This is a genomic window from Flavobacterium sp. KS-LB2 (assembly GCF_036895565.1).
In the GTDB taxonomy this organism is placed as follows: Bacteria; Bacteroidota; Bacteroidia; order Flavobacteriales; family Flavobacteriaceae; genus Flavobacterium.
The window spans coordinates 2,362,504-2,388,861 of sequence record NZ_CP145904.1 but is presented as its reverse complement, the minus strand read 5'-3'; the positions used below and the strand labels follow the sequence as shown (position 1 = coordinate 2,388,861).

The window sequence follows — 26,358 nt, the reverse complement described above, 5'->3', positions numbered from 1 at the left end:
AGAGACTAAATATGATGAAACTACGCGCTGTCACTACCTTTCTAAGGATACTAATTTTGATTTTATTTTCATCTTCATGTGCTAGTGATTTAGATTTTAATCAAGTAAATGATGTAAAAGTTGAGCCTGTGATTATATCAAATTTAGCCTATTTCGATATTCAAGCCAATCAATTTGTAACCGGAGGAGTTGAGCAAAATGTGTTTTTTGATGCGCCAACTGTAGATGTATTTAATGAAAAATTTTTCACGGATAGTTTAAATAGAGTTGATCTTTTTTTTGAACTTAACAATACTATAAATAGAAGTTATAGAATAGATATAGTATTTCTGGATAGGAATAATCAGTTTATTCATTCCACAAATCTTATTGTGCCTGCTTACTCAGGTGTAGAAAATAGTAGTACTAAGACTGAAATATTTGAAAATGCTACACTGGATTTATTAAAAAGAACAACTAAAATTACCTTCACACTAACCATGTTTTCTGGGCCTCCATTGACTGAAAGTAGTCTAGGTAGTATAAAATTACGATCAGCAGTAACCGCCTATTTTGTAGTAGAATGAGAAAAGTAATTTTGATTTTTGTTCTATCTATAACAATAGCTTCCTTTTCACAAAACAAACAGATTTTATATAATTTCACTTCGGTGCCTCAGTCTTTGTTGACTAATCCAGGTTCTGATGTCAAGTACAATTGGTATTTCGGAATCCCTTTATTATCTGGTATTTCTGCTAATATTGGTTCGAGTGGGTTTTCAGCTTATGATTTATTCGCAGATAATGGAGTAGATTTTAATGCGAAACTGAGAAATGTACTATTCTCCACAACACGAAAAGACAGACTCGCTGTAAACGAACAAATAGAATTGTTTAATGGAGGTTTTAAAATATCAGGAGAACAGGACGATTCCTATGTTTCTTTTGGAATGTATCAAGAGTTTGATTTTATGGGCTATGTTCCTAAAGATATTGCCATTTTGGCTTTAGACGGAAATAGAGATTATTTGGGTAAAGTATTCAATTTAGGAGATTTAAATGTAAAAGCAGAAATGCTATCTGTTTTTCATCTGGGATTTCATAAAAATATAAATAAAAAATTAATTTTAGGAGCGCGAGGAAAAATCTATTCTAGTATCTATAATGCCACTTCCACGAACAATTCGGGTTATATCTATACCATTCCTTCCTCAGTAACTGTTTACGAACAAATGATTTATTCGGATTTACAACTGAACACTTCAGGAATTGCGCAATATGATGATGCCGATAAAGATCCAAATGTGGTAAAAGACATTACTAAAAGAGCTTTTTTAGGAGGTAATTTAGGTTTGGGATTTGATGCTGGTTTGACGTATTATCCAAAGAAAAACATTCAATTAACCGCAAGTGTTATTGATTTTGGTTTTATAAAGCATACCAAAGAAGTAGAAAGCTTGACTTTTAAAGGGACTTATAAATTTGAAGGTGTTGTGCCCAAATTCAGTTCTGGAGGCTCAGCAGAAGAGGGCTATCAAGAATTTAAGGATGCAGTTTCTTTGGATACTTTATATGCTGATTATACCACTTGGCGACCAACAAAATTAAATACTTCCATTCAATTTTCATTCGAAGAAGAAGTACCTGAAGATTGTAATTGTCTCAATTATGATCCAGAAACTATTTATAAAAGTGCTGTGGGTGCTCAACTATTTGTGATGTCTACGCCAAGAACCCCTTTAGTTGCTTTTACAACCTATTACAGAAGAAAAATTTTCAATTCTTTGCAAATGAAAGCAACCTATACTATAGATTCTTATTCTTATAAAAATATTGGATTAGGATTGTCCAGTATGTTTGGGCCGGTTAATTTTTATGTGCTTGCTGATAATCTGTTAGAATATAAAGATGTAGCTAAAGCCAATAGTTTGTCCTTTCAGCTAGGACTAAATGTTGTTTTTAAGAATAGTAAAAAATAATATTATTTTTATTTGAATTTCTGACGTTTAAATCGTTTGTAAATTTCTATCCAAAGTACAGAGACAAACCCCACTACAATACTCAAGCAAATTTGAAAGCCAGAAACTCTTTCGAACTCAAAAAAGCGAGCAAATAAAGGAATAAACACCAATAAAATAGTTATTGCGATTGTTACTCCAATAATCATCAGGACTAAATTATTTTTATAGCGTAAAGTTGTTAATATGGAATAGTAAAAAGAACGGTTGGTGAGTGTCAAAAAAATATTAGAAGCAATCAAAGTGAGGAATACAACTGTTCTTGTCGTGCTTTCTGAACAATTTTCGCCCACGCAATATTGGTACACAAATAAAAGTCCTAAAGTAATAACAAGTCCTTGTATGATACTGATTGTTATTTCTTTCAGTTTAAAAAAAGTAGTTGTAAATGGTCTTGGTTCCTGGAGCATCAAGTTGCGTTCCATGGGTTCATTTTCGTAAATTATTGAACAGGTAGGCCCCATAATTATCTCCAGAAAAATGACATGAACCGGAGAGAAAATATTGGGGTAAATCCATCCTAAAGCCAAAGGAATAAACACAATCATGATTATTGGTATGTGTATTGAAATAATGTATTGAATGGCTTTTTTTAGATTATTATATATTTTACGGCCCATCGCAATGGCATCAATCATTTTTGAAAAATCATCCTCAATTAGGATAAGATTGGCGGCTTGTTTGGCAATTTCAGTTCCTTTTTTCCCCATAGCAATTCCTATGTGCGCTGATTTTAAAGCGGGACCATCGTTTACGCCATCACCAGTCATGGCTACAATCTGATTGTTGTCTTTCAGCGCTTTTATGATTTTGAGTTTAGCTTCCGGGAACATTCTTGTAAAAATGGCAGTTTCCATTACTTTATCTCTTAAGGTGGCGTCGTCCATTGTCATTAATTCATCTCCATTGAGTGTTTTTTCAGCGTTTCGAAAACCAATTTGTTTGGCTATGGTTGCAGTTGTTGCAGCATTGTCACCAGTAACTATTTTTACTTGAATGCCGGCTTTATAAAAAGATTCAAAAACAGCTTTTATATTCTCTTTTGGTGGGTCATAAAAAGCGATTAGCCCTTTGAAATCAAAAGAAAAATCTTGTTGCATTTTAGGATAATCGGTGCCTGAAAAAGTTGCAACGCCAACACCAAGAACACGAAATCCCTCCATAGCCATAGTTGTCATTGCCGCTATGATTTGTTGTGTTTCTTTCTCTGATAGGGAAGAACATGCCATTAAAGCTTCGGGAGCACCTTTTGCAGCAATGATTCTTGTTCCATTTTGGTTTTCAAAAACATGTGTCATCATAGGAGGTTTTCCATATAATGGATATTCATGTATTAATTTGAAATGGGCTCGTTCATCTGGGATTTCTAATTTCGAATAGGCTTCGTGTAAGGCAATTTCCATTGCGTCAAAAGGAATAGGTTCACTAGCCCACATGGATAGCGTTAACAATTCAATCTCATCGGGGCTAAGTAGTTTCCTTGGACTGGATATCTCATTGGATGAAAAAGTGTACCATTGTGCCAAACTCATTTTGTTTTCGGTGATTGTTCCTGTTTTGTCGGTACAAATCACGGTGGCACTGCCCAGCGTTTCTACTGTTTTCGTTTGTTTGACAATTATTCCCATATTCATCAAGCGCCATGCGCCAAGCGCCATAAAAGTGGTAAAAGCTACTGGAATTTCCTCGGGAATGATACTCATTGCTAAGGTCAATGCTTTCAATAAGCTGTCAAGAATATCTTTAGAGTTATAATAATTAATAATCCAAACAATGCCAAAAATCACTAACCCTACAAAAGACATCTTTTTTACAAAGTTTCCAATCTGTATTTGTAAAGGCGTTTTTTCTTCGATAATTGTTTCCAAACTTTTACCTATTTTTCCTAATTGAGTTTGGTTGCCAATTGCTGTAACTTTACAAATGGCTAAACCGCTAGTGACAATTGTTCCAAGAAATACCTGATTGTTTTCGGGCGTTTCATTTTTAAAAACCGCCAGCGATTCACCCGTAAGTACAGATTCATTTATAGAAAAATCATTAGACTTGATGATGATGCCATCTGCAGGGATAAAGGTTCCTTCTTCCGTTTGAATGAAATCACCCACGACAATTTCCTCACTTGGTATTTCTATAATTTCGCTGTTGCGAATGACTTTACTTTTAGGTTGAGATAGTTTTTTTAAGGCTTCAATCGCATTTCTGCTTTTTGATTCCTGATAAAGTGATATGGTGGAAACCAAAACAATAGCAACAGCCATAAAAATTCCGTTGCCAAAATCGCCCGTAATAAAATAAATACTTGTAGCAGTCAAAAGCAACAAAAACATAGGTTCTTTCACCATTTCGATAAGAGAAGTAAAGAAATTATTTTTGTCCTGTTGCACTATGGAATTGTCACCATATTTTGTTCTTGATTGCAAGACTTCGTTATTTGAAAGTCCTTTTATTTGTTGTTGAGATTCTGTCATATCAAAAAATAAATGAATCAAATTGTATCGATTATAAAAACGGAAGAAGATGGATTTGAGGAAACTCCACCCTGCAATTTAATCATTTATTATAAAATTTACTCGTTTTTTCGCATATAATTGTCTATATTTGCACGCAATTAAACTCCAACTACAATTGCAATGATCGCACACAACTCTAAGATTATCGGTGAAGGATTAACTTACGATGATGTTCTATTAGTTCCTAATTACTCAAATGTGCTTCCTCGCGAAGTGAGTATTCAATCAAAATTTTCAAGAAATATTACACTTAATGTTCCTATTGTATCTGCAGCTATGGATACTGTTACCGAAAGTGCAATGGCAATTGCTATGGCACAAGAAGGAGGAATAGGTGTTTTACATAAAAATATGACTATCGAGCAACAAGCCGCGAAAGTTAGAAAAGTAAAACGTGCAGAGTCTGGAATGATTATCGATCCAGTTACTTTGCCTTTGACTTCGACAGTTGCTGATGCCAAAAACGCCATGAAAGAATTTGGTATTGGTGGAATTCCAATTGTAGATGAAAACCAAATTTTAAAAGGAATCGTTACCAATAGAGATTTACGTTTCGAAAAAAATAGTTCTAGACCTATTGTTGAGGTAATGACTAGCGAAAACTTGGTAACTGTTGCTGAAGGTACTTCTCTGGAACAAGCTGAAGTTGTTTTGCAAGGGCATAAAATTGAAAAATTGCCTGTTGTAAACGCATCTTACAAATTAGTGGGTTTGATTACCTTTAGAGACATCACTAAACTGACTCAAAAACCAATTGCTAATAAAGATATTTTTGGACGTTTACGTGTTGCAGCAGCTATTGGTGTTACTGGTGATGCGGTTCAAAGAGCTGAAGCATTAGTTAATGCTGGTGTTGATGCCATTATTATTGATACCGCTCATGGACATACGCAAGGTGTTGTTAATGTATTGAAAGAAGTAAAAAGTAAATTTCCTCAAATAGATGTTATCGTAGGTAATATTGCAACTCCTGAAGCAGCTAAGTTTTTAGTTGAAAACGGTGCTGATGGTGTAAAAGTAGGAATTGGTCCAGGTTCTATTTGTACGACTCGTATCGTTGCAGGTGTTGGTTTTCCTCAGTTTTCTGCTGTTCTTGAAGTAGCTGCTGCTATCAAAGGAACTGGAGTTCCTGTCATTGCAGATGGAGGAATTCGTTACACAGGTGATATTCCTAAAGCAATTGCTGCAGGTGCTGATTGTGTGATGTTAGGTTCGCTATTAGCTGGTACGATGGAATCTCCTGGCGAAACTATTATTTTTGAAGGAAGAAAATTCAAGTCATATCGCGGAATGGGTTCTGTTGAAGCAATGCAAGAGGGTTCAAAAGACCGTTATTTCCAAGATGTAGAAGATGATGTAAAAAAACTTGTTCCTGAAGGAATTGTAGGTCGTGTTCCTTATAAAGGAGAATTGAACGAAAGCATGCAACAATTCATTGGCGGTCTTCGTGCCGGAATGGGATATTGTGGTTCAAAAGATGTTCCTACATTACAAGAAACAGGACGTTTTGTTCGTATTACCGCAAGTGGAATCAACGAAAGCCATCCTCATAACGTAACAATTACTAAAGAAGCACCAAATTATTCAAGATAATTTTTCTTTACTATCATATAAAAAGCACCGTTAGTTCTCTAAGAATTAACGGTGCTTTTTTTTCTAGAATAGACTTTATTCCTGCAAGTCAGGTGATTCAGATAAGTCAGCGAGATTGTTTTTCAAATGCTGACTGTCCCAACTGTGATTGGTTGCTGCAATTTGGGAATAAACATCGCTCTTTAATAATTGTTCTTGTAATTCCAGTTCTTCCTTAATGGTAATCATGTATGCCATTTTATCATGGCGTTTTTCGGCTAATTTACGCGTGGTAATTTCATCATATTTTATAAATTGCTGTCCTTGTCTGGTTGCCGTATATTTTCGAAGTCCTAATTCAACTAATGCATCAACACCCATATTTACAGCGCTATATAAAGTTTCTCGATAAATATGTTGCACTTTATGATCGATTAATTCATACGCATCATTTCGGTTTCGAGCGCGTGTTAAGATTTTTAAATTCGGAAAGTGTTTTTTTAAGGTTTCAATTACTTGAAGGTTCACTGTTGGATTATCAATGGCGGCAATAAAAATTTTAGCATTTTCGCAACCGGCAGCTTTCAATAATTCCAATCGAGTTGCATCTCCATAATAGACTTTAAATCCCATTTTTCGCAACAAATCAATTCGGTCTGAATCATAATCTAAAATAGTTGATTTTATTTGGTTTGCTCTTAATAGTCGACCCACGGTACTTCCAAAATGTCCAAAACCAGCTATAATTACTGGATTATCTTCGTCAATATAATCATTGTCTTTTTTTATTTCCTTTTCGTGAATTCGGGTATTTGGATAAATTATTCGCTCATTTATTAGCAGTAAAAAAGGGGTGGCTACCATACTCATGGCTATAACTGCCATAATTTGGTTGGCTAAAATATTGGGAATTATATTCAATTGCATGCAAAAACTCATGATTACAAAACCAAATTCTCCCGCTTGGCTCAAGCCAAAAGCAAACAATAAATTTTGATCCATGTTTTTTTTATTAAATCTACTGATTAGAAATAAAACCATGAACTTCACAAATGTAAGAATTGCTCCAAAAATGAAAATAAACAATGGATTTTCAAGAATCAATTTAAAGTTTATCGATGCGCCTACACCAAGGAAGAACAATCCTAAAAGCAATCCCTTAAACGGCGCAATATCACCTTCTAATTCATGACGAAACTCAGAATTAGCTAATACAACTCCTGCCATAAAAGCTCCAAGTGCAGGACTTAAACCAACTAATTGCATCGCATAAGAAACACCAAACACTAACAATAATGCCGACGCAGTAAACAATTCTTGCAGCCTGGTTCGTGCTATAATATGCAATAAGGGAACAAACAAAAACCGACCTGCAAAATAGATTGTCGAAATAATTCCGATTACGATTAGCGTTTGTAACCAGCTTGCATAGCCTGTAATTAATGATTGTGGAGCCTCATTTGTTGCTTCAATATTTACGGTTGACAAAAGCGGTAAAAATGCCAAAATGGGAATTACTGCAATATCTTGAAATAGTAAAACAGCAAACGAAGAACGGCCTACCGAAGTATTTGATAGTCCTTTTTCTTTTAAAGTTTGCAATACTATAGCCGTAGAGGATAATGCGAGTGCCAATGAAATCGCTAATGTAGTCTCCCATTTCCAGTCCATAAAGAAAAGACATCCTACAAATAATACTAAGGTAGTTCCTATTAGTTGCATGGAACCCATTCCAAGAATGAATTTCCGCATTTTCCAAAACTTGTTTGGTTCTAGTTCAAGGCCAATTAAAAAAAGCATCATTACTACACCAAATTCTGCAAAATGCATGATATCCTGGCCTTCCTGACCGATAAGACCAAGAACAAAAGGACCAATGATTATTCCTGCCAGTAAATAACCTAAAATAGAACTCAAGCCTAATTTTTTTGCAATTGGCACACAAATTACTGCTGCTGTTAAATAAATAATTGCTTGGAGTAAAAAATTTGTATCCATCTTATGTCAGTATTGTTGCAAACCATTCATTTAAATAATGGTGTAGCAAAATTTCATCCGTATCTATATTGTGATTTTCCATATAGTCTAGAAAATAGCCGTAAATCAAACCATTTTTTTCATAATCTTCTTGTGTCATATTATGTGTTCCATGGACTACAAAAGGAGGTAAGTAGATCATATTACACACCTTTGCAGTTTGATTGAATGGTTCTAATAATTCCAGTATGCTATAGCGATCGCTACCTGTTTCGCAATAATTTTCCTTGTCGCCACCAGTAGTTAACACCTGGAAAATAATTTTATCCTGCAAAGCTTTTCCCTTTTTTCCGTAAGCCCAGTTGTGTTCGAGTACCATATCAATCCATTGCTTCATCAATGGCGGGCAACTATACCAGTACATGGGATGGTGCCAAATGATTATATCATGCTGACTTAATAAATCTTGTTCGTATTTTACATCAATATCAAAATCGGGGTAGTGTTCGTATAAATCATGGAAAGTAATGTTTTCTGAATTGGGAATATGTTCCACTAAAGCTTTATTCGCATGAGATTTCTCGAATAGCGGATGTGAAAACAGGATTAAGATTTTATTTTTTGGCATAAATAGATTTGAACTTTAAAAAAGGTTTAGGTGTTGATTTACAGTATTTCTACAAAAATAAAACTGCTCTAAGGTATAAAATATTGCTTAATCTTATTGATTTAGAATTGTTCAAATACTATTTTTTATAATAAACTGAAAATCCCGTCTAAACAAAATCTAAAGTTTCGTTCAGACGGGATGTATATAGGATTTTTAAATTAGATCGTACTCACTCAAATATAATAATGGAATAAGAAATAAATTTTCTTAATTTAATTTTTGGAAAGATTCGCCAATAATTTTTTGCTGCCTACAATCCAAAGAACGTCATTTTTTTCTAAAATCAATTGTGATTCTGGATTTAGAATTCTTTTTCCACCTCTTTCTAAACCAACAATCAAGCCACGTGTTTTTTCACGTAATTCAGATTCACGGATGCTTTTTCCAATAAATGCTTCATTAATGAGTTCTAATTGTTGTAAAACAATATCAGATGCGGTTGCTAAAGGCGAAACATCAATCTCATGTTGGTCTAAATATTCCTTAAACGCTTTCACTTGTGTATCGGTACCAATAACACAAATTTCATCGCCTGGAAAAAGTCTTTCGTTTCTACTCGGTATATTAATTGTTATTTCTCCACGCTTAACAAAGGCGATATTAATTCCTAATTGTTCTCGAATGCTTAATTCTTCTAATGTTTTTCCTGCAATATTCGAGGTTGGAGCAATTTCAAAAGTGGTCATGTGTCCGTCCCAAGGTGTTAAATCACTGCGGCTTCTTACTGTTTTTTTAAGTTCTCTTGCATTTAAATTTTGTAAAAAGTGATTTTCAATTTTGTGGTATTGCGCATTAAGTTTTTTTGGAAAAACAAAATAGACTACTACAGCAGCAATCAGCATTACAAAAGCAATTATAGGAGAGAAAAAGATATTTAATAAAAATCCAATATAAAACAACGTCAATAGCATTCGTAGTAAAATCATCATTAGTATTGGGCCACGATATTTGCGTTCTTCTCTTAAAATGGCTACTTCTTTGACCGCAACCCGACGCAACGATAGTGCCCATAAAAAAGGAGACAGTATCACTAGTGTAATTAATGCGGCGAATATATTACCAAATTGTGACCCTTCAACTAGAGGTAAAATGAATTTTGATGAAAGTAAAATAATTGCTACAATAATAACAGAATGGATAATTACTTGTGTTAGAAATGCACGTACAACGATTTGCCAGTTGCTTACTAGTTTGATAGATTGTGCATTGGCACTATAGCGTTCGATTTTTTTAATCCATTTTCGAGGTAATTTTTTTTCCAAATATTCTGAAAAAGGAGTCGCAAATTTAACCATAAATGGAGTTGTAAACGTGGTCACTGCTGACACTGCCACTACAATTGGATATAGAAAATCACTAGTTACATTCAATGTCATTCCTAATGTTGCAATAATAAAAGAGAATTCTCCAATTTGCGATAAACTCATTCCAGTTTGTACTGATTGTTTTAAAGGCTGCCCGGAAAGTAAAGCACCAATTGTTGAACTTACGGATTGTCCTATAATCACCACTAATGTCAAAATAGCAACCGGCAAAGCATATTCATATAAAGTTCCTGGGTTAATTAACATCCCAACGGATACAAAGAAAACCGCTCCAAAAAGGTCTTTAACTGGTTTTACCAAATGTTCGATGTGTTCTGCTTGAGTAGTTTCAGCAATGATGGAACCCATTATAAAAGCACCTAATGCAGGAGAAAAACCAACATTGGCTGCCAAAATAACCATCATTAAACACAAAGCAAGTGAGATGATTAACAGCATTTCATCCGTCAATATATTTTTGGCTTTTTTAAGTAAAGTCGGGATAAAAAAGATACCTCCAACAAACCAGATGGTCAAGAAAAAGATTAGTTTAAAAACGGATAATAACAACTCACCTCCTGAAAACTGTTGACTCACTGCAATTGTAGAGAGTAAAACCATCATCAAAATGGCAACTATATCTTGAACGATAAGCGAACCAATAACGATTCCCGCAAATTTTTGGGTTTTTACGCCGAGTTCATCAAACGTTTTCAGAATAATGGTAGTAGACGAAATCGAAAGAATTACTCCTAGAAAAATACTGTCCATGGGTTTCCAACCAATCCATTGGCCTACTAAATATCCAATGGCAACCATCGCAATAATTTGTGTTACAGCAGTAATAGAGGCAGTTCCACCTACTTTCATCAGTTTTTTAAAACTGAATTCCAGCCCCAAACTAAATAATAAAAAGATTACTCCAATTTCTGCCCAAACTTCTACGCTTTTAATATCTTTTACCGAAGGGAAAAAATCAAAATGATTTCCTGCCAAAAAACCGGCAATTAAATACCCCAGAACCAGTGGTTGTTTTATTTTTTTAAATAATAAAACTGCCACTGCGGCTGTCATAAGAATTAATCCTAAATCACTAATTAGAGGTTGCAAATGGTGTGATACATTTGCTACTGTTTCTGCGGTATTCATGGGCGTTTACTGATTTTTAAGGTTTTTGAGTATATTGGTAATATATAAAAAAACTTTAATTTTTTAAGTGTAATTAGAGCTTAATAGGGCTTTTTATGATTTTTTTAGCAATAAAAAACCCGTTGAAAAGAATTTTTATCTCTTTTCAACGGGTTTTTATAAATTGGAATAATTTCTTAAAACTTATATTCCTAAGAAATTGCTAGGAGTGATTTGCATCAATTCAGCCTTAATTTCATCCGAAACTTCTAAGGTTGCAATAAAACCGTGAATTGCGTTTTTATCAATCGCTTCATTGGTTCTGGTCAATCCTTTCAACGCTTCATACGGATTTGGATATCCTTCACGGCGTAAAATTGTTTGAATCGCTTCCGCAACAACAGCCCAGTTTTTTTCTAAATCTTCATGGAATTTTGGTTCGTTCAATAACAATTTGTTCAATCCTTTCAAAGTAGCTTCAAAAGCGATTAATGTATGTCCCATTGGTACACCAATATTTCTTAAAACCGTACTATCCGTTAAATCACGTTGTAATCTTGACAAAGGTAATTTAGCTGATAAATGTTCGAAAATAGCATTGGCTATACCTAAGTTTCCTTCTGAATTTTCAAAATCAATTGGGTTCACTTTATGTGGCATTGCCGAAGAACCAATTTCTCCCGCTTTGATTTTTTGTTTGAAATATTCCATTGAAACGTACGTCCAAATATCTCGGTCTAAATCAATGATGATGGTATTTATTCTTTTCAACGCATCAAAAAATGCAGCGAAATGATCGTAATGTTCAATTTGTGTAGTAGGGAAGGAGTGGTGCAAACCAAGATTTTCCTCTACAAATTTTCCGCCGAATTTTCTCCAGTCAATTTGAGGATACGCCACATGATGTGCGTTATAATTTCCGGTTGCTCCGCCAAATTTAGCCGCAAAAGGAACATTAAACAACAAACGCATTTGCTCTTCTAAACGTTCTACAAAAACCCCAATTTCTTTACCCAAACGCGTTGGTGAAGCCGGTTGTCCATGTGTACGGGCAAGCATTGGAACGTCTTTCCACTCTACACTTAAATCTTTCAATTTTGAAGTTAAAGTAATCAAAGAAGGCATGTATACTTTCTCGAAAGCTTCTTTTGTAGAAAGCGGAATTGCCGTGTTATTAATATCCTGAGAAGTCAATCCAAAATGGATAAACTCTTTATATTCAGACAATCCTAATTTTTCAAAAGCATCTTTGATGAAGTATTCCACCGCTTTTACATCGTGGTTGGTTACTTTTTCTGTTTCTTTTATCCAAAGTGCATCTTCAGTAGAGAAGTTTTTATAAATGTCACGTAAGCTTTCGAATAAATTTGGGTTTACGTTTTTTAGTTGTGGTAAAGGCACTTCGCACAAAGCAATGAAGTATTCAATTTCAACCAATACGCGGTATTTGATTAAGGCTTCTTCAGAGAAAAATGGAGCCAGCGAAATAGTCTTGTTTCTATATCTTCCGTCGATTGGCGATATAGCATTCAATTCGTTTAAAGTAGTCATTTTTTAGTTGTTTGTTCGAAAGGCACAAATATAAACCTTTCGAGACAAATTAGAAAACGAATGTTTTTTTAAATAAACGCTGTAAGCTTCTTTTTTAGTATTTTCATTCCTTCAGAAGCCACTTCTGGAATCACATCCAATGGATTTCGAAGATTCGGGATTTTTATGGGTTTTGGATCAATATAAAAAATGGGCGTTTCTCGCGCTGTGAAATCGATTAATCCAGCCGCAGGATATACTTGTAATGACGTTCCTATAACAGCAAAATAATCCGCACTTTGAGTAATTGTTATGGCTTCATCAAGGGCAGGAACTTCCTCGCCAAACCAAACAATATGCGGGCGCAATTGATTTTTGTTTTCGTCTAAATCGCCAAAATTCAAATCCTCCTGCCAATCCAGAATGTAATTTGGGTTTTTGGTACTTCTTACTTTCAATAATTCGCCATGCAAATGCAACACATTAGTACTTCCGGCGCGTTCGTGTAAATCATCTACATTTTGGGTAATGATATATACATCAAATTCATTCTCTAATTCCGCCAGAATCTGATGACCCAAATTGGGTTGTACTTCCTTGAGTTGTTTTCGTCTTTGATTATAAAAATCCATTACTAAAGCCGGGTTTTTACTCCAGCCTTCGGGAGTTGCGACATCCATAACGTTATGGCCTTCCCAAAGTCCGTCACTGTCACGAAAAGTTTTGATACCGCTTTCCGCACTAATTCCGGCACCAGTCAAAACCACTAATTTCTTTTTCATTTGTAAAATGCATTAGGAGATAAAGCTACTCTTTTTTAGTATTTTTGCCAAAAAAATAATCCGCAATGATTGATATCGATTACCTTAATTTTCTTGAAAATATCCTGACTGATAATCGAAAAGAAAAATTTCTGAAAGTATTGGAAAACAGAACCAAGCATTTTACGATTGCTGTTGAGGATATTTTTCAAATGCACAATACCAGTGCGGTGATGCGCAGTTGTGAGGTTTTTGGAATTCAGGAATTGAATGTTATCGAGCAACGATACGGAAAAAGTATCGATAAGGAAATTGCGATGGGTGCCCAAAAATGGGTTGACATCAATACTTTCGACAGTATTACGAATTGTGTAGATACGTTAAAGAATAAAGGCTATCAAATCATTGCTACCACGCCACATGAGAATGATTGTTTGATGGAAGATTTTGATATTTCGAAACCAAGCGCTTTGTTTTTTGGAACTGAAAGAGACGGATTATCCGAAGAAATCTTGCAACGCGCCGATGGTTTTCTAAAAATCCCGATGGTAGGTTTTACGGAAAGTTTGAACATTTCGGTTTCGGCGGCGATAATCATTCAAAATCTGACGAATCGATTGCGCAATTCAAATATTGAATGGCATTTATCCGAAAATGAAATTTTAGAAAAGCGTTTGGCTTGGGCCAAAAATTCCATAAAAGACATCAAGCGAATTGAAGAACGATATTTTGAGGAGAATCCAAGTTAGATTGCTTTTGTGATAAAAAAACGATTAAGAAAGTGACTTTAAATTTCCTTTTCTAAATGGTCTGGATTTTGTCTTGTGTCAAAAAAGGTGATTATCTCAATCTCTTTTTTGTCAAAGTGTACTCTGTAGTAAAAAGTAGTTTGTTTTGTTACAACGCATTTAAAAAGCCCTTTGAATAAATAGGATTCTGGACAACTTTCAGGTTGATTTGAAATTTGTTCAATTTTAGAAGTTAGCTTTTTAATAAAGTCATTTCGAACTTTCAAATTCCATTTCAGTAAAAGATACTCATTTAATTTAAAAAGTTTACTTTCAGCTGATTCGGATAAAAAGACTTTCACTAAGAGATTTTTTTCAAAAAGTCGTTGAACTCCACTCTTTTTCCTTTATTCAATTCTTTTATTCCTTTTTCAATTTCCTCTTGTTCAGCAACACTCAATTCATCCCAAAAGTCTACTTTTTCTTTTTGAATAAACTCGGTAATTTTTTCTATAAATTTATCATTCTCAATGTTGAGAATGATTTTTACTAATTCTATTTTAGAAGATTGAATATCCATGTCTTTTATTTCTTAAATTCAAAGTTACAAAAAAATAGTCGCAGATATTCCCATCGCATTGTCTTTCCAACGAAGGAGGAATCGTAATACGTATTTTGACAAAGATTAGTTTGCTCAACTTTGTTTTTTTGCCGTTAGCTGAGTCATTGCGAGGAACGAAGCAATCACAGCTAGTATTTCGACAAAGTAAGTGACAAGTTTGCGGAAGTATATAGTTTTTAGTTTAAGAAACCGCGTTACAAACACTACGATAGTGTTCCAAATTAAATTGGGTACTCGTTGCAAACGAGCACCAGATTGGAGTATCTCGCCTTTCTTGAAAATATATTGACTGATAACCGCAAAGAAAAATTTCTGAAAGTATTGGAAAACAGAACTAAGCATTTTACGATTGCTGTTGAGGATATTTTCCAAATGCACAACACGAGTGCAGTAATGCGCAGTTGCGAGATTTTTGGAATTCAGAAATTGAACGTGATCGAGCAACGCTACGGAAAAAGTATCGACAAGGAAATTGCCATGGGTGCTCAAAAATGGGTCGACATCAATACATTCGACAGGATTACAAATTGTCTGGATACGTTGAAAAGTAAAGGCTACCAAATCATTGCTACCACACCACATGAGAATGATTGTTTGATGGAAGATTTTGATATTTCGAAACCCAGTGCTTTATTTTTTGGAACAGAAAGAGACGGATTATCAGAAGAAATTTTGAAACGCGCCAATGGTTTTCTTAAAATCCCGATGGTAGGTTTTACCGAAAGTTTGAATATATCGGTTTCGGCGGCGATAATCATTCAAAACCTGACGAATCGCTTGCGGAATTCAAACATTGATTGGCATTTATCCGAAAATGAAATATTAGAAAAGCGTTTGGCTTGGGCCAAAAATTCCATAAAAGACATCAAGCGAATTGAAGAACGGTATTTTGAAGAGAATCCAAGATAGTGTAAACAAACACTTAAATTAGATTGTAACGGTTTGTTGAGTCATTGCGAGGAACGAAGCAATCACATTTAGTATTTTCTTTTTAATGAGTTCTTATCGTCGTGGCGGATTTCATTCCCGCTATCTGGCGCTCGTTTGCAACGGGTGCCTACTTGAATTCTTATGACAAATCGTAGTGTTTGCAACGCGGTTTGACTAAAATATTACCATAAAGGTTCAACATTCACATTACAAAAAACTGCGTTGTCTTCTTCATGATTTCTATAACTACTATTTACATAATCGCGTTCCTGAAAAACGATTTCGGCTTCAATAGGATTGTAATGTATGTAGTTAACGCGTTGCTCTATTTTTTCTAAAGTATCTAATATAACCGGATGAAAGCCGTCTTGCCACAATTTGTAATTTTTTGCCCTTCCTGATTTTTGAGCTTCAAAACTAAACTTTCGTAACAACCATTCTCGTCTACTTTCAGGATGTTCTTGAATTGCCTTTACTAATTTTTTTGAAGTATGTTTTTTAAAATCACTAATTACATTTTGCAATTCACCGTCGAAGGCAGTTACTATTAAATGAATATGACTTGTCATGTAAACGTATGCATGTACACTCAAACCTTTTTCTTTAATGCAATAATTTAAAGACTCATCTAATATATTACAATAAACAGGGCGTACAAACAAATCTACCTAATCTACAACTGTAATAGTAATAAAAGTAGGCACTGTACTATCAATTACTTTGTATTTTTCGGACATTGGTTTTATTTTAAATACAGGATAAATCTTAATAATAAGAAACAGAAGTGTTTTTTTTAAAATATTTCTATACTAATTAGCCGCGTTGCAAACGCTATGATTTGTTTTTATAATTTAAGTTGGCACTCGTTGCAAACGAGCGCCAGTGGGATTTAAAGAATTGTCATGCATAACGTTCTCTTTTAGCAAGTGTTGTACGCAGTTATTCTACCTTCACGTAAAAAGTATAAATTTCTTTTTTAAGTGCTTCTTTTCGTAATTTTCTGTCTGTGATAAAACTTCGTTCATCTATAAGCATATAACCACGTCTTGAAGAATCTCTTTCAAGTGTTGGATATAGTCGCTTTTGTGATTTTTTCTTGTCGGTCTCAAAACTCCAAATTTCAGAATTTTCAAATATAACTTTACGTAAACTGTAAAAAGTCTTCATAGAATCTAATGGGAAAAATTTAATTAACTCTGAACGTATTATAGTTTCCTTCCCCTTTAAATCTTTTTGATAAAAAACAATTTTATCATCGCCAATTAGAATATACTCAGAGAATTTTGCAGAATGTCCAATACGATGTAACTCTTTTATTTTCCAATTACCCCTCCATTCTTGAATGATTTTTTTGTAGATTATAGGTAACAATGAATCATTTTTTTTGCGAGCTAATATTTGAATATCTGAATTTTTATCATATTTATAAGCCATATTAAATTGGGAAACAGCAATTTCCAATTTGCCTTTTTTTAAATATTTTTGACCACTTTCAAACCATTCAACCTTGTTTTTAGTCAATGATGATTCTTGTGCAATAAGATTCTTGCAGGAAATTAGAAAAGTTAATATTAATATGAGGTTCTTCATAATTGTGACTACGTTCCGGCGCTTGGCCTTTACTTTGTAAAAGTATAAATTTTGTAAATTTATCAAAGGAAAGCAGAAGTGAACTTACCATAAAATTTGCAATCTTGCCAAACGGCGGTTAGCAGATGTCGCTTTGTGTTTTATTATCTGTTTTTAATTACATCAAAGATTCCGCCAGTTCCAGGCATACTAGGCGAAGAATCTTCTTTTAATAAACCTGTATCTGCTCTGCTAAACAAAGACTGCATAACCAAATGACGGTCTTCTTTATCAATACTTGCATCTTTAACCATTGCTAGGTAAACATAAGTCAACCTTTGTCGCTCTTCAGCGTCACGAGAAAGATGATAGGAACTGAACATAGATTTCATAACTGCTTTAATAGCAAAAAATAGAAAAGAAATAAAAGTGATGTATATTACGCTCCATCTAATTGCTAAACTTCTATCATCATTGAAGAAAGTTTTTTCCATACCTTCTGGAGTTAACCATAGTAATAGATATAAAGTTATAACTGCAAAGCCAACTAATCCAAGTAATATTTTAAAAAAAACATCGCCCTCTTTTTTCAATTCTGTAGCTCTTTCTTTCCAATAATCAGCTGGTTTCTTTAGACTTAACAATTCATTATAGGCACTTTCTAATGCTCCAATGTTTTCATTAGAAGATGTATAAAAAGTATCAAAATTTGATTTTGATGCATTAAACCATTCTTCTATGACGTTCTCTTTATCAGTTTTTATCTCTTCAATTGATTCAATTTGCTCAAGATATTTTTTTTCTGATTCTTGGAGTTGCTTTGTAGTTTCTTTTTCAGTTTCTGAAATATAATTTACAAAGTCACTACGTAGACTGTTTATTGATTTTTTTTCGGCATTTCTTCTTTCAACAATTGAGGAGTTATCTTTTAGTATAAATTCATAAGATGCTATCATACCGATTAAACTCTCTTTTGAGGATAGTAAAGGATAGTTAAACTCTCCAACAATTACTGAATGTGCAGTTGGATAAGAGTTTGGTAAATCTTTATGTATTTTAATTAGGAAATCTACTTCGGGTAAATTATATAAAAATGGTTTTGTTCTAATATTTTGTATGGCTTGAATAATTGAAGGTATATACGATTGAATATTACTCAAATCTTGATGTGCATAACTATTCACATACTCAATTATTCTCTGCTTGATTACATTAAAATATGTAATTGAATTATTCAACTCTGCAGGAATATCGGTGTCATTATATGACTGCCAACCTTTTAACTGTTGGTTTACAAATACATACAGACTTGAAAGTCCAATAATTGTTTTAGTATAATTTATATAAGGAAAATTAAATGTAAATTCTTGTTTGTTATATTCATCTGCTTGCGGAGATTGATTGATAATTTTTTTAAGTTCTACATTTGTCATAATTACTTTTTATAAATTATTTTAAAATCTATTGTTATTTCGGTATTCTGCGGTGCGATTTCTGCTAACTAATATATTTGTCTGACACTATAAGACTTATCACCTCATAATTTGATTGATAGCCCTAATAAACATCAGGTTTTATTTATTTTCAAATATATAAATAAATCGCTGAAAATACTTATAAAAATATAACAGCTATTCATTTTTTTTAAAGATATATTCTTGGCGCACAGGATTATTACGGGAAACCGTAAACAGAGTTGTTTACCACAAAATACCTAGCCCCGACAGCAGTGGAAATCCTTGTGGGGCTTTCGTTTTGCCCCACAAGATTGAAACATATGGCGGGAATAGCTCCAAAAAAAAATTCCCCAACTACTTTCGTAATTGGGGAATGTAATAGTAAGGAATTGAAATGGTTATTAGTTCACGATAACCCATTGTCCTGAAGCGATTAAGCTTTCGGCTTTTTTGTATTTCATTTCTTGTGTTTGTCCGTTGGCCACGTTTTGAATCGTTACGTTATCATTACGATTAATTTTTGGCATATCTCTCACGATAGTTTCGGTAACTTGACGTTGTTGCGTTTGGCCAGCTTCACGGTTTGCAGCTTCGCTACTTACGATTTCATCTTTTGAAGTCGTGTAATCTTCTACCGGAGCAACTTCTTTCGCTTCTTGAATTTGTTGGTTTTCCTGAGCCGGTAAATCTCCTTTGAACAAGAATGAAATCACTTCTTTATTTACATTGTCAATCATGGCTCTAAACAAATTGAACGCTTCCAGTTTGTAAATAAGTAATGGATCTTTTTGTTCGTGAACCGCTAGTTGAACCGATTGTTTCAACTCATCCATTTTACGTAAGTGTTTCTTCCAAGCTTCATCTACGATAGACAAAGTGATATTTTTTTCGAAATCAGCCACCAGTTGAGCTCCCTCAGTTTCGTAGGCTTTTTTCAAATCAGTAACTACATTCAACGATTTGATTCCGTCTGTAAAAGGAACTACAATGCGTTCAAATTGGTTGTTTTTATCTTCGTAAACACTTTTTATGATTGGGAATGCTTCTCTGGCACTTCTTTCGGTTTTCTCTGTATAATATTCCAGCGTAGCTTTGTATATTTTACCGGTTAATTCCATTTCACTCAATTTACTGAATTCACTTTCAGTAACTGGCGATGTAATTGAGAAATAACGAATCAATTCGAATTCAAAGTTTTTGAAATTATTGGTTGCTTTATTTTGATCAACAATCAATTCACATGTATCATAAAGCATGTTTGCAATATCCAATTTCAAACGCTCTCCAAACAACGCATGACGACGACGTTTGTAAACCACTTCACGTTGTGCATTCATAACGTCATCATATTCCAATAAACGCTTACGAACACCAAAGTTGTTTTCTTCTACTTTTTTCTGAGCACGTTCGATCGATTTAGTCATCATAGAATGTTGAATCACTTCACCTTCCTGTAATCCCATTCGGTCCATCACTTTAGCCACTCTTTCAGAACCAAACAAACGCATTAGGTTGTCTTCAAGAGAAACATAAAACTGAGAACTTCCTGGATCTCCTTGACGACCGGCACGACCACGTAACTGACGGTCAACACGACGGGAATCATGACGTTCTGTTCCTACAATTGCTAATCCACCAGCGGCTTTTACTTCGGCAGATAATTTAATATCGGTACCACGACCAGCCATGTTTGTTGCAATAGTTACCACTCCAGGTTTTCCGGCTTCTTCAACAATTTGTGCTTCTTGTTTGTGCATTTTTGCATTCAAGACATTGTGAACAACGCCTCTCATTTTCAACATTCGGCTTAATAATTCTGAAATCTCTACAGAAGTTGTACCAATAAGAACCGGTCTTCCTGCATTAGATAATTCAGTTACGTCTTCGATAACGGCATTGAATTTTTCACGAGTCGTTTTATAAATAAAATCCTCTTTGTCTTTTCTGGCCATTCCTCTATTCGTAGGAATTTCTACAACGTCTAATTTATATATTTGCCATAACTCGCCCGCTTCAGTTACTGCAGTTCCAGTCATTCCTCCCAGTTTGTTGTACATTCTGAAATAATTCTGTAACGTAACGGTTGCAAATGTTTGAGTTGCAGCTTCGATTTTTACATTTTCTTTGGCTTCAATCGCTTGGTGCAATCCGTCAGAATAACGACGACCGTCCATGATACGACCTGTTTGCTCATCTACAATCATGATTTTATTGTCCATGATTACATATTCAACATCTTTTTCGAATAAAGCGTAGGCTTTCAAAAGTTGTGTCAAAGTATGAATACGCTCACTTTTCACTCCAAAATCTTGAAATAATTGTTCTTTTTCTTCGGCTTCAGTGTCTTTATCTAATTTTTTCTTTTCGATAGCGGCAATTTCAGTTCCAATGTCCGGAAGTACAAAAAAGTCAGCATCAGTATCTCCAGAAAGGTATTTGATTCCGTTGTCTGTCAATTCGACCTGATTGTTTTTTTCTTCAATAACAAAATACAATGCCTCATCAATCTTGTGCATTTCTCTTTTGTTATCCTGCATGTATTGATTTTCGGTTTTTTGAAGCAATTGTTTAATTCCTTCTTCACTCAAAAATTTAATTAATGCTTTGTTTTTTGGTAATGCTCTGTAAGCTCTTAATAATTGGAATCCACCTTCTTTAGTATTTCCTTCTTTAATTAATTTTTTTGCTTCAGATAAGAAACCGTTAGCCAATTGTCTTTGTATGCTAACTAAGTTTTCAATTTTTGGTTTCAATTCATTAAACTCATGACGATCTCCTTGCGGAACTGGACCTGAAATAATCAATGGTGTTCTTGCATCATCAATCAAAACTGAATCGACCTCATCGACAATAGCATAATTGTGTTTTCTTTGCACTAAATCTTCTGGCGAATGTGCCATATTATCTCTTAAGTAGTCAAAACCAAATTCATTATTGGTTCCGTAAGTGATATCCGCATCGTAGGCTTTTTTTCTTCCTTCTGAACTTGGTTGGTAATTGTCAATACATTCTACAGTCATCCCGTGAAATTCGAATAATGGCGCTTTCCAAGTACTATCTCTTTTTGCCAAGTAATCATTCACAGTTACTAAATGCACACCGTTTCCTGTCAACGCATTTAAGTAAAGTGGTAAGGTTGCTACCAATGTTTTTCCTTCACCCGTTTGCATTTCAGCTACTTTTCCTTCATGCAAAACCATTCCGCCAATTAATTGTACGTCATAGTGAATCATGTCCCAAGTAATTTCTTTTCCAGCAGCACTCCATGAATTTGCCCAAATTGCGTTGTCACCATCTAGGGTAATGTAGCTTTTTGTAGCAGAAAGTTCACGGTCTTTAGGGGTTGCAGTTACAACAATTGCTGTGTTGTCTTTGAAACGTCTTGCTGTTTCTTTTACAACGGCAAAAGCTTCCGGAAGAATTTCCATTAACGTTTTTTCGGAGATATCGTAAGCTTCTTTTTCAAGTGCATCAATAGCAACATAAATGTCTTCTCTTTTGTCAATATCTTCAATGCTTTCCACTTCTAGTTTCAGTGCAGCTATTTTAGCATCTTTTTCAGCGCGAGCCTGTTTGATTCTATCTTTGAAAAAAGCAGTGCGTCCTCTAAGATCATCATTAGATAATGCCATCAGAGGAGTTTCAAAAGCTTTAATTTTGGTAAGATACGGTTGTAAAGCTTTGACATCTTTTTGGGATTTATCCCCAACAAAGACTTTAATAATACTATTTATAAAACTCATAATATGTTTTTATTTCTGTTTGTGTAATTCTGTAAATTTAAACAAAAAAAAAGCCTCTTTTGAGACTTTTTCTTGGTTTACTTTTTAATATTCATCCTCATTCCAAAGATAATCTTCGTCTGTAGGATAATCTGGCCAAATTTCTTCCATTGATTCATATATCTCGCCTTCATCCTCTATAGATTGAAGGTTTTCTACTACTTCTAATGGAGCTCCTGCTCTAATAGCGTAGTCAATAAGTTCGTCTTTGTTAGCAGGCCACGGTGCATCACTTAAATAAGATGCTAATTCTAATGTCCAATACATCTGTTGTCGATTTAGTTTTGTGCAAAAATAAATTTTTTACTGAAAAAGACAAGTAAAAAATGATTTATTTTTAGTTAAAGTTAAGAACGTTTTATTTAGTTTAAAGTTTCAGGTTTAAAGTTTAAAGTTTTCGTACTGAATACTGAATACTGCAAACTGAATACTACTTCCTCGGAATCCATTGAACCTCCGCAGCATTCAAATCATGAGACAACTTTCGTGCCAACACAAAAAGGTAGTCAGAAAGTCGGTTTAAGTACTTGATTGCGATTTCAGCAACGGGTTCATTATGGCTTAAATGGACAGCTAAACGCTCTGCCCTGCGACAAACGCAACGTGCAATATGACAATATGACACAGTAGTATGTCCGCCTGGAAGTACAAAATGAGTCATTGGCGGTAATGCTTCTTCCATAGCATCAATTTCATTTTCCAATAATTCTATATCAGACTCGATAATACCCAAGTTTTTCAAACGCAATTCGCCATTTTTCTTCACTTCTTTTTCTGGCGGTGTCGCTAATATAGCTCCCACTGTAAAGAGACGATCTTGAATCTCGATTAGGATTTCTTTATAATGCGCATTGATTTCTTGATCGCGAATCAGACCAATATGAGAGTTCAATTCGTCAACGGTTCCGTAACTTTCAATTCGGGCATGGTCTTTTGGGACTCTGGTTCCACCAAAAAGGGCTGTTGTTCCTTTATCTCCAGTCTTTGTATATACTTTCATCTACGGTTTATTTGATTAAAAAAAAAACAAATTTAGGCTATTAATTCCACTATTGCCGAAACAAATCGTTCTAGTGCGTTTTCACTAAGATTGAAATATAAATCGGGTTCAATGCATTCAATTTCCATTAAATAGAGTTCGTCCTCAATTAGTATTCCGTCTACTCTGGCATACAGTAAATTCTCTGGGAAGGTGTCCGCGATTTTTTGCGCTTTATCAATTAGTTCCTGACTGGGTTGAACCAAATTGTATTTTCCTCCAAAAAGGGATTGTACTCTAAAATCACCATCAACAGGTTTTTTATTTACCGCATGAGAGAATTGTTTATTGAAAAAGATAAAGGAAGTTTCACCCAATGTTTGAATCTCGGGCATGAATTCCTGTAAAAGCAACTCTTTCTCTAGGGCTATACTTTTATATTTTTCGCTTATTGCTTGAATTTCGGAAACTTCAAAAACTTCGGTGAGATAGGAACCAGCTGAAAATGCGGGTTTTATAACCGCTTTTTTCCAATGCGAAGGAATCAGTTCTGCAAGATTAAGAGTATCTGTTTTGTCAATAAAAACGGTTGGTAAAATTGTGATTCCTTGTTTTTCTAGATCGCGCAAGTAAAACTTATGGATGTTTTGCTTGATTACTTCAATAGGATTGAGCGTTTTGATTCCCAGTTTTTCTATTTGGTCGAGCCAAATTTTAAACTCGGTTTCTTTCTCGAAATAATCCCAAGTATTGCGAAAAATCAGGTAATCAAAGTCGGTCCAAGTGATGGTTTTATCGTCCCAAATTACAGCCTTGGCCTCGATGTTGTGTTTGGCTAATTCAGGAATTATATTTTGATCTTCGGGATTTAAATTAGGAAGTTTTTCGCAGGTAAGGATGGCGATTTTCATTTTTTGATAAGTATTATTTGGAATTTTAAACGCAATCGTAATTTGGGTTCCCTAGCCCGGATAGAAGTGGAAATCCTTTTATAAAAGCCTATAGCCTTTTGAGGGCTGAAAGCTTTTATAAAAGATTGTAGCGAATAGCCGGATAAGCTCCTAAAAAAAACTATTTAGAAGTGTCGCTTTCTATGAGTCCGTCACGCAAACGAATGACGCGATTGGCGTAAGCGGCGATTTCTTCCTCGTGCGTTACTAGAATTACAGTGTTTCCATTGGCATGGATGTCTCCAAAAAGTTTCATGATTTCTAAAGAGGTTTTACTGTCTAGATTTCCTGTAGGTTCATCAGCAAGAATAATGGATGGTTTGTTGACCAAAGCACGGGCAATGGCTACACGCTGGCGTTGTCCTCCCGAAAGTTGGTTGGGCTGGTGGTCCATTCTGTCAGCAAGATTTACTTGTTCGAGTACTTCGGTAGCTCGAACTTTTCTTTCTGATTTTGAAAAACCTGCATAAATCATGGGTAAAGCCACGTTGTCTAAAGCGGTAGTTCTAGGTAAAAGGTTGAACGTTTGGAAAACGAAACCTATTTCTTTATTTCGAATTTCGGCTAATTCATCATCTTTCATCTGGCTGACATCTTTTCCGTTCAGAATATAACTTCCTGAAGTAGGCGTGTCTAAGCAACCCAATAAATTCATTAAAGTTGATTTTCCAGATCCAGAAGGTCCCATTAATGCTACATATTCTCCTTTGTTTATTTCTAAATTAATGCCTTTAAGAACATAAACGATTTCGTTTCCAAGTACAAAGTCTCGTTTGATATTGGTTATTTTGATTAGCGGGTTTGCCATTAGAATATATGATTTTTGACCTTCGACAGCGCGCAGGTTGCTATTAAATTTGATTTTAAAAGTACAAAAGACTTTTGAATTATTAATAAGTAGTTGTTTTTTAAAATTTGTTACATTTTAATGTCTAATTTTCAATTCAAACTAACTTTTTTAAAATCAGGTAATTGCGAATTTTGTGAATTTCTTTTAAAATACAATTTTTAGTACATAGAATAAGTCAAAAGTTATTTATACTATTTAAGTGTTAATTTATATAATTCACACTTTATTTCTTTTTATTTCATAATTATATGTATTATTTATATGATTTTTGGATTATAATTACGAATTGAATATTGTTTCCTAAATTTACACAAATAATATTAATCAAATCAAGTAGTTATGAAAAGTTCAAAAATGGTTTTAGGAATAGCGGTAATCGCTTTAGGGTTTACTTCATGTAAAGATGAAAAAGCTGTGCAAGCAGAAAAAACAGTTGACACTTATGTAATGTATGTGGATTCATTAGGAAATGTTGCGTCAGAAGATGCTAAAGCAAACTGGCAAGGTATTGAAGCAACTTATCAATTAAGAAGTGGAGATGCTCAAGCAGCTTTGGCAAACATCAAAGATAATGCAGAAGCACAAGAACGTCTTGATGCAGCAACTGCTAAATATGAAGCCTTGAAAGCTAAGTATGAAGCTGAAATGCAAGAAAAAGCTATGGCTGCTAATCCAAAACAACAACTAAGAAATGCTTTGTTTGGTGAAGGAAAAATAGGGGATGATATGAGTTTTACTTGGGTAAACAAAGACAATATTCTAGGGGTTTATCAACAATTTGTAAGTACTGTAGAAACGAATAAAGATGCTTATTCTCGTGAAGATTGGGATGAAGTTAAATTAATGTACGAAGCACTAGACAGCAGAAAAAATACTGTTGAAAAAGAAGGGCTTTCAGGCGAGGATAACAGAAAAATTGCTGGTTTAAAATTGAAATTTGCACCTATGTATACTTTAAATAGAATGGGAGCAAAATCAGGAGAAATGAAAAAAGCTAAAGAATAAAGAAAAAGGAATTATTAGTTTAAAATTAGAAATGA

22 protein-coding genes are annotated in these 26,358 nt (G+C 34.3%); 6 read left to right on the top strand and 16 right to left on the bottom strand.

The genetic code is table 11. The annotated features are described in order from the left end of the window. Positions 1-11: 11 nt before the first annotated feature. The gene (locus V5J73_RS10170; RefSeq protein WP_338645603.1) at positions 12-566 is read left to right on the top strand and encodes a hypothetical protein; all 555 of its coding nucleotides are present in this window, start codon (positions 12-14) and stop codon (positions 564-566) included. Next, a complete protein-coding gene (locus tag V5J73_RS10165) occupies positions 563-1,957 on the top strand; it encodes a DUF5723 family protein (protein ID WP_338645601.1) in 1,395 nt (464 codons plus the stop codon). The genes V5J73_RS10170 and V5J73_RS10165 overlap by 4 nt, the downstream gene beginning before the upstream one ends. An 8-nt stretch (positions 1,958-1,965) precedes the next feature. On the opposite strand, the gene V5J73_RS10160 is transcribed toward V5J73_RS10165, so the two are convergent. After that, a complete protein-coding gene (locus V5J73_RS10160; protein WP_338645600.1) occupies positions 1,966-4,467 on the bottom strand; it encodes a cation-translocating P-type ATPase in 2,502 nt (833 codons plus the stop codon). 162 nt (positions 4,468-4,629) lie between these two features. Here V5J73_RS10160 and guaB point away from each other — a divergent pair, with 162 nt between their 5' ends. Continuing rightward, positions 4,630-6,102: an IMP dehydrogenase gene (gene guaB, locus V5J73_RS10155; RefSeq protein ID WP_338645598.1), complete on the top strand. Its 1,473-nt coding sequence runs from the start codon at positions 4,630-4,632 to the stop codon at positions 6,100-6,102. A 75-nt stretch (positions 6,103-6,177) separates the two neighbouring features. Here the strand turns inward: guaB and V5J73_RS10150 are convergent, their stop codons facing one another. The 5 genes from V5J73_RS10150 to V5J73_RS10130 form a co-directional block, all read right to left on the bottom strand. Continuing rightward, the gene (locus V5J73_RS10150; RefSeq protein WP_338645597.1) at positions 6,178-8,079 is read right to left on the bottom strand and encodes a monovalent cation:proton antiporter-2 (CPA2) family protein; all 1,902 of its coding nucleotides are present in this window, start codon (positions 8,077-8,079) and stop codon (positions 6,178-6,180) included. 1 nt (position 8,080) lies between these two features. Continuing rightward, positions 8,081-8,614: an NAD(P)H-dependent oxidoreductase gene (locus V5J73_RS10145; RefSeq protein WP_338645595.1), complete on the bottom strand. Its 534-nt coding sequence runs from the start codon at positions 8,612-8,614 to the stop codon at positions 8,081-8,083. A gap of 326 nt (positions 8,615-8,940) precedes the next feature. Next, a complete protein-coding gene (locus V5J73_RS10140) occupies positions 8,941-11,181 on the bottom strand; it encodes a cation:proton antiporter (RefSeq protein ID WP_338645593.1) in 2,241 nt (746 codons plus the stop codon). A 183-nt stretch (positions 11,182-11,364) separates the two neighbouring features. Next, entirely contained in the window at positions 11,365-12,711 is a 1,347-nt protein-coding gene (gene purB, locus V5J73_RS10135) for an adenylosuccinate lyase (RefSeq protein ID WP_338645591.1), read from the bottom strand. Positions 12,712-12,779: 68 nt separating this feature from the next. Next, on the bottom strand, positions 12,780-13,472 hold the full coding sequence (locus tag V5J73_RS10130) for an SIR2 family NAD-dependent protein deacylase (RefSeq protein WP_338645589.1): 693 nt from the start codon (positions 13,470-13,472) through the stop codon (positions 12,780-12,782). Positions 13,473-13,537: 65 nt separating this feature from the next. On the opposite strand from V5J73_RS10130, the gene V5J73_RS10125 reads away from it, so the two are divergent. Then, positions 13,538-14,200, top strand: a complete 663-nt coding sequence (locus V5J73_RS10125; protein WP_338645587.1) for a TrmH family RNA methyltransferase — start codon at positions 13,538-13,540, stop codon at positions 14,198-14,200. Positions 14,201-14,238: 38 nt separating this feature from the next. Here V5J73_RS10125 and V5J73_RS10120 read toward each other — a convergent pair whose 3' ends face one another. Together V5J73_RS10120 and V5J73_RS10115 are read right to left on the bottom strand one after the other, a co-directional pair. Continuing rightward, complete coding sequence (locus V5J73_RS10120; RefSeq protein ID WP_338645585.1) at positions 14,239-14,541, bottom strand: type II toxin-antitoxin system RelE/ParE family toxin; 303 nt, start codon at positions 14,539-14,541, stop codon at positions 14,239-14,241. Then, a complete protein-coding gene (locus tag V5J73_RS10115) occupies positions 14,541-14,759 on the bottom strand; it encodes a hypothetical protein (RefSeq protein WP_338645583.1) in 219 nt (72 codons plus the stop codon). Before V5J73_RS10115 ends, V5J73_RS10120 begins: the two co-directional genes overlap by 1 nt. A 279-nt stretch (positions 14,760-15,038) precedes the next feature. Here V5J73_RS10115 and V5J73_RS10110 point away from each other — a divergent pair, with 279 nt between their 5' ends. Then, positions 15,039-15,710, top strand: a complete 672-nt coding sequence (locus tag V5J73_RS10110; protein WP_338645581.1) for a TrmH family RNA methyltransferase — start codon at positions 15,039-15,041, stop codon at positions 15,708-15,710. Positions 15,711-15,913: 203 nt separating this feature from the next. Here the strand turns inward: V5J73_RS10110 and V5J73_RS10105 are convergent, their stop codons facing one another. From V5J73_RS10105 to V5J73_RS10070, 8 genes are all read right to left on the bottom strand, one after another. Further along, positions 15,914-16,324, bottom strand: a complete 411-nt coding sequence (locus V5J73_RS10105; protein WP_338645580.1) for a transposase — start codon at positions 16,322-16,324, stop codon at positions 15,914-15,916. 346 nt (positions 16,325-16,670) lie between these two features. Further along, entirely contained in the window at positions 16,671-17,321 is a 651-nt protein-coding gene (locus V5J73_RS10100; protein ID WP_338645579.1) for a hypothetical protein, read from the bottom strand. 143 nt (positions 17,322-17,464) lie between these two features. After that, positions 17,465-18,733 carry a DUF6161 domain-containing protein gene (locus V5J73_RS10095; protein WP_338645577.1) on the bottom strand — a complete coding sequence of 423 codons (1,269 nt, stop codon included), beginning with the start codon at positions 18,731-18,733 and terminating at the stop codon, positions 17,465-17,467. Positions 18,734-19,158: 425 nt separating this feature from the next. Then, positions 19,159-22,500 carry a preprotein translocase subunit SecA gene (secA, locus tag V5J73_RS10090; protein WP_338645575.1) on the bottom strand — a complete coding sequence of 1,114 codons (3,342 nt, stop codon included), beginning with the start codon at positions 22,498-22,500 and terminating at the stop codon, positions 19,159-19,161. A gap of 84 nt (positions 22,501-22,584) precedes the next feature. Continuing rightward, a complete protein-coding gene (locus V5J73_RS10085; RefSeq protein WP_007138072.1) occupies positions 22,585-22,806 on the bottom strand; it encodes a DUF2795 domain-containing protein in 222 nt (73 codons plus the stop codon). A 163-nt stretch (positions 22,807-22,969) separates the two neighbouring features. After that, complete coding sequence (locus V5J73_RS10080) at positions 22,970-23,539, bottom strand: cob(I)yrinic acid a,c-diamide adenosyltransferase (RefSeq protein ID WP_338645573.1); 570 nt, start codon at positions 23,537-23,539, stop codon at positions 22,970-22,972. Positions 23,540-23,571: 32 nt separating this feature from the next. After that, positions 23,572-24,429, bottom strand: a complete 858-nt coding sequence (locus tag V5J73_RS10075) for an ATP-grasp domain-containing protein (RefSeq protein ID WP_338645571.1) — start codon at positions 24,427-24,429, stop codon at positions 23,572-23,574. 160 nt (positions 24,430-24,589) lie between these two features. Continuing rightward, positions 24,590-25,276 (bottom strand): ABC transporter ATP-binding protein, encoded by a 687-nt coding sequence (locus V5J73_RS10070; protein ID WP_338645570.1) that lies wholly within the window; start codon positions 25,274-25,276, stop codon positions 24,590-24,592. Positions 25,277-25,657: 381 nt separating this feature from the next. On the opposite strand from V5J73_RS10070, the gene V5J73_RS10065 reads away from it, so the two are divergent. Further along, the gene (locus V5J73_RS10065; RefSeq protein WP_338645568.1) at positions 25,658-26,323 is read left to right on the top strand and encodes a hypothetical protein; all 666 of its coding nucleotides are present in this window, start codon (positions 25,658-25,660) and stop codon (positions 26,321-26,323) included. The last annotated feature ends 35 nt before the right edge of the window (positions 26,324-26,358 follow it).

Coding starts and splice junctions, on each gene's coding strand:
- V5J73_RS10170 (WP_338645603.1), top strand. CDS start 12: ATGATGAAACTACGCGCTGTCACTACCTTTCTAAGGATACTAATTTTG.
- V5J73_RS10165 (WP_338645601.1), top strand. CDS start 563: ATGAGAAAAGTAATTTTGATTTTTGTTCTATCTATAACAATAGCTTCC.
- V5J73_RS10160 (WP_338645600.1), bottom strand. CDS start 4,467: ATGACAGAATCTCAACAACAAATAAAAGGACTTTCAAATAACGAAGTC.
- guaB (WP_338645598.1), top strand. CDS start 4,630: ATGATCGCACACAACTCTAAGATTATCGGTGAAGGATTAACTTACGAT.
- V5J73_RS10150 (WP_338645597.1), bottom strand. CDS start 8,079: ATGGATACAAATTTTTTACTCCAAGCAATTATTTATTTAACAGCAGCA.
- V5J73_RS10140 (WP_338645593.1), bottom strand. CDS start 11,181: ATGAATACCGCAGAAACAGTAGCAAATGTATCACACCATTTGCAACCT.
- purB (WP_338645591.1), bottom strand. CDS start 12,711: ATGACTACTTTAAACGAATTGAATGCTATATCGCCAATCGACGGAAGA.
- V5J73_RS10130 (WP_338645589.1), bottom strand. CDS start 13,472: ATGAAAAAGAAATTAGTGGTTTTGACTGGTGCCGGAATTAGTGCGGAA.
- V5J73_RS10125 (WP_338645587.1), top strand. CDS start 13,538: ATGATTGATATCGATTACCTTAATTTTCTTGAAAATATCCTGACTGAT.
- V5J73_RS10115 (WP_338645583.1), bottom strand. CDS start 14,759: ATGGATATTCAATCTTCTAAAATAGAATTAGTAAAAATCATTCTCAAC.
- V5J73_RS10100 (WP_338645579.1), bottom strand. CDS start 17,321: ATGAAGAACCTCATATTAATATTAACTTTTCTAATTTCCTGCAAGAAT.
- V5J73_RS10095 (WP_338645577.1), bottom strand. CDS start 18,733: ATGACAAATGTAGAACTTAAAAAAATTATCAATCAATCTCCGCAAGCA.
- secA (WP_338645575.1), bottom strand. CDS start 22,500: ATGAGTTTTATAAATAGTATTATTAAAGTCTTTGTTGGGGATAAATCC.
- V5J73_RS10085 (WP_007138072.1), bottom strand. CDS start 22,806: ATGTATTGGACATTAGAATTAGCATCTTATTTAAGTGATGCACCGTGG.
- V5J73_RS10080 (WP_338645573.1), bottom strand. CDS start 23,539: ATGAAAGTATATACAAAGACTGGAGATAAAGGAACAACAGCCCTTTTT.
- V5J73_RS10075 (WP_338645571.1), bottom strand. CDS start 24,429: ATGAAAATCGCCATCCTTACCTGCGAAAAACTTCCTAATTTAAATCCC.
- V5J73_RS10070 (WP_338645570.1), bottom strand. CDS start 25,276: ATGGCAAACCCGCTAATCAAAATAACCAATATCAAACGAGACTTTGTA.
- V5J73_RS10065 (WP_338645568.1), top strand. CDS start 25,658: ATGAAAAGTTCAAAAATGGTTTTAGGAATAGCGGTAATCGCTTTAGGG.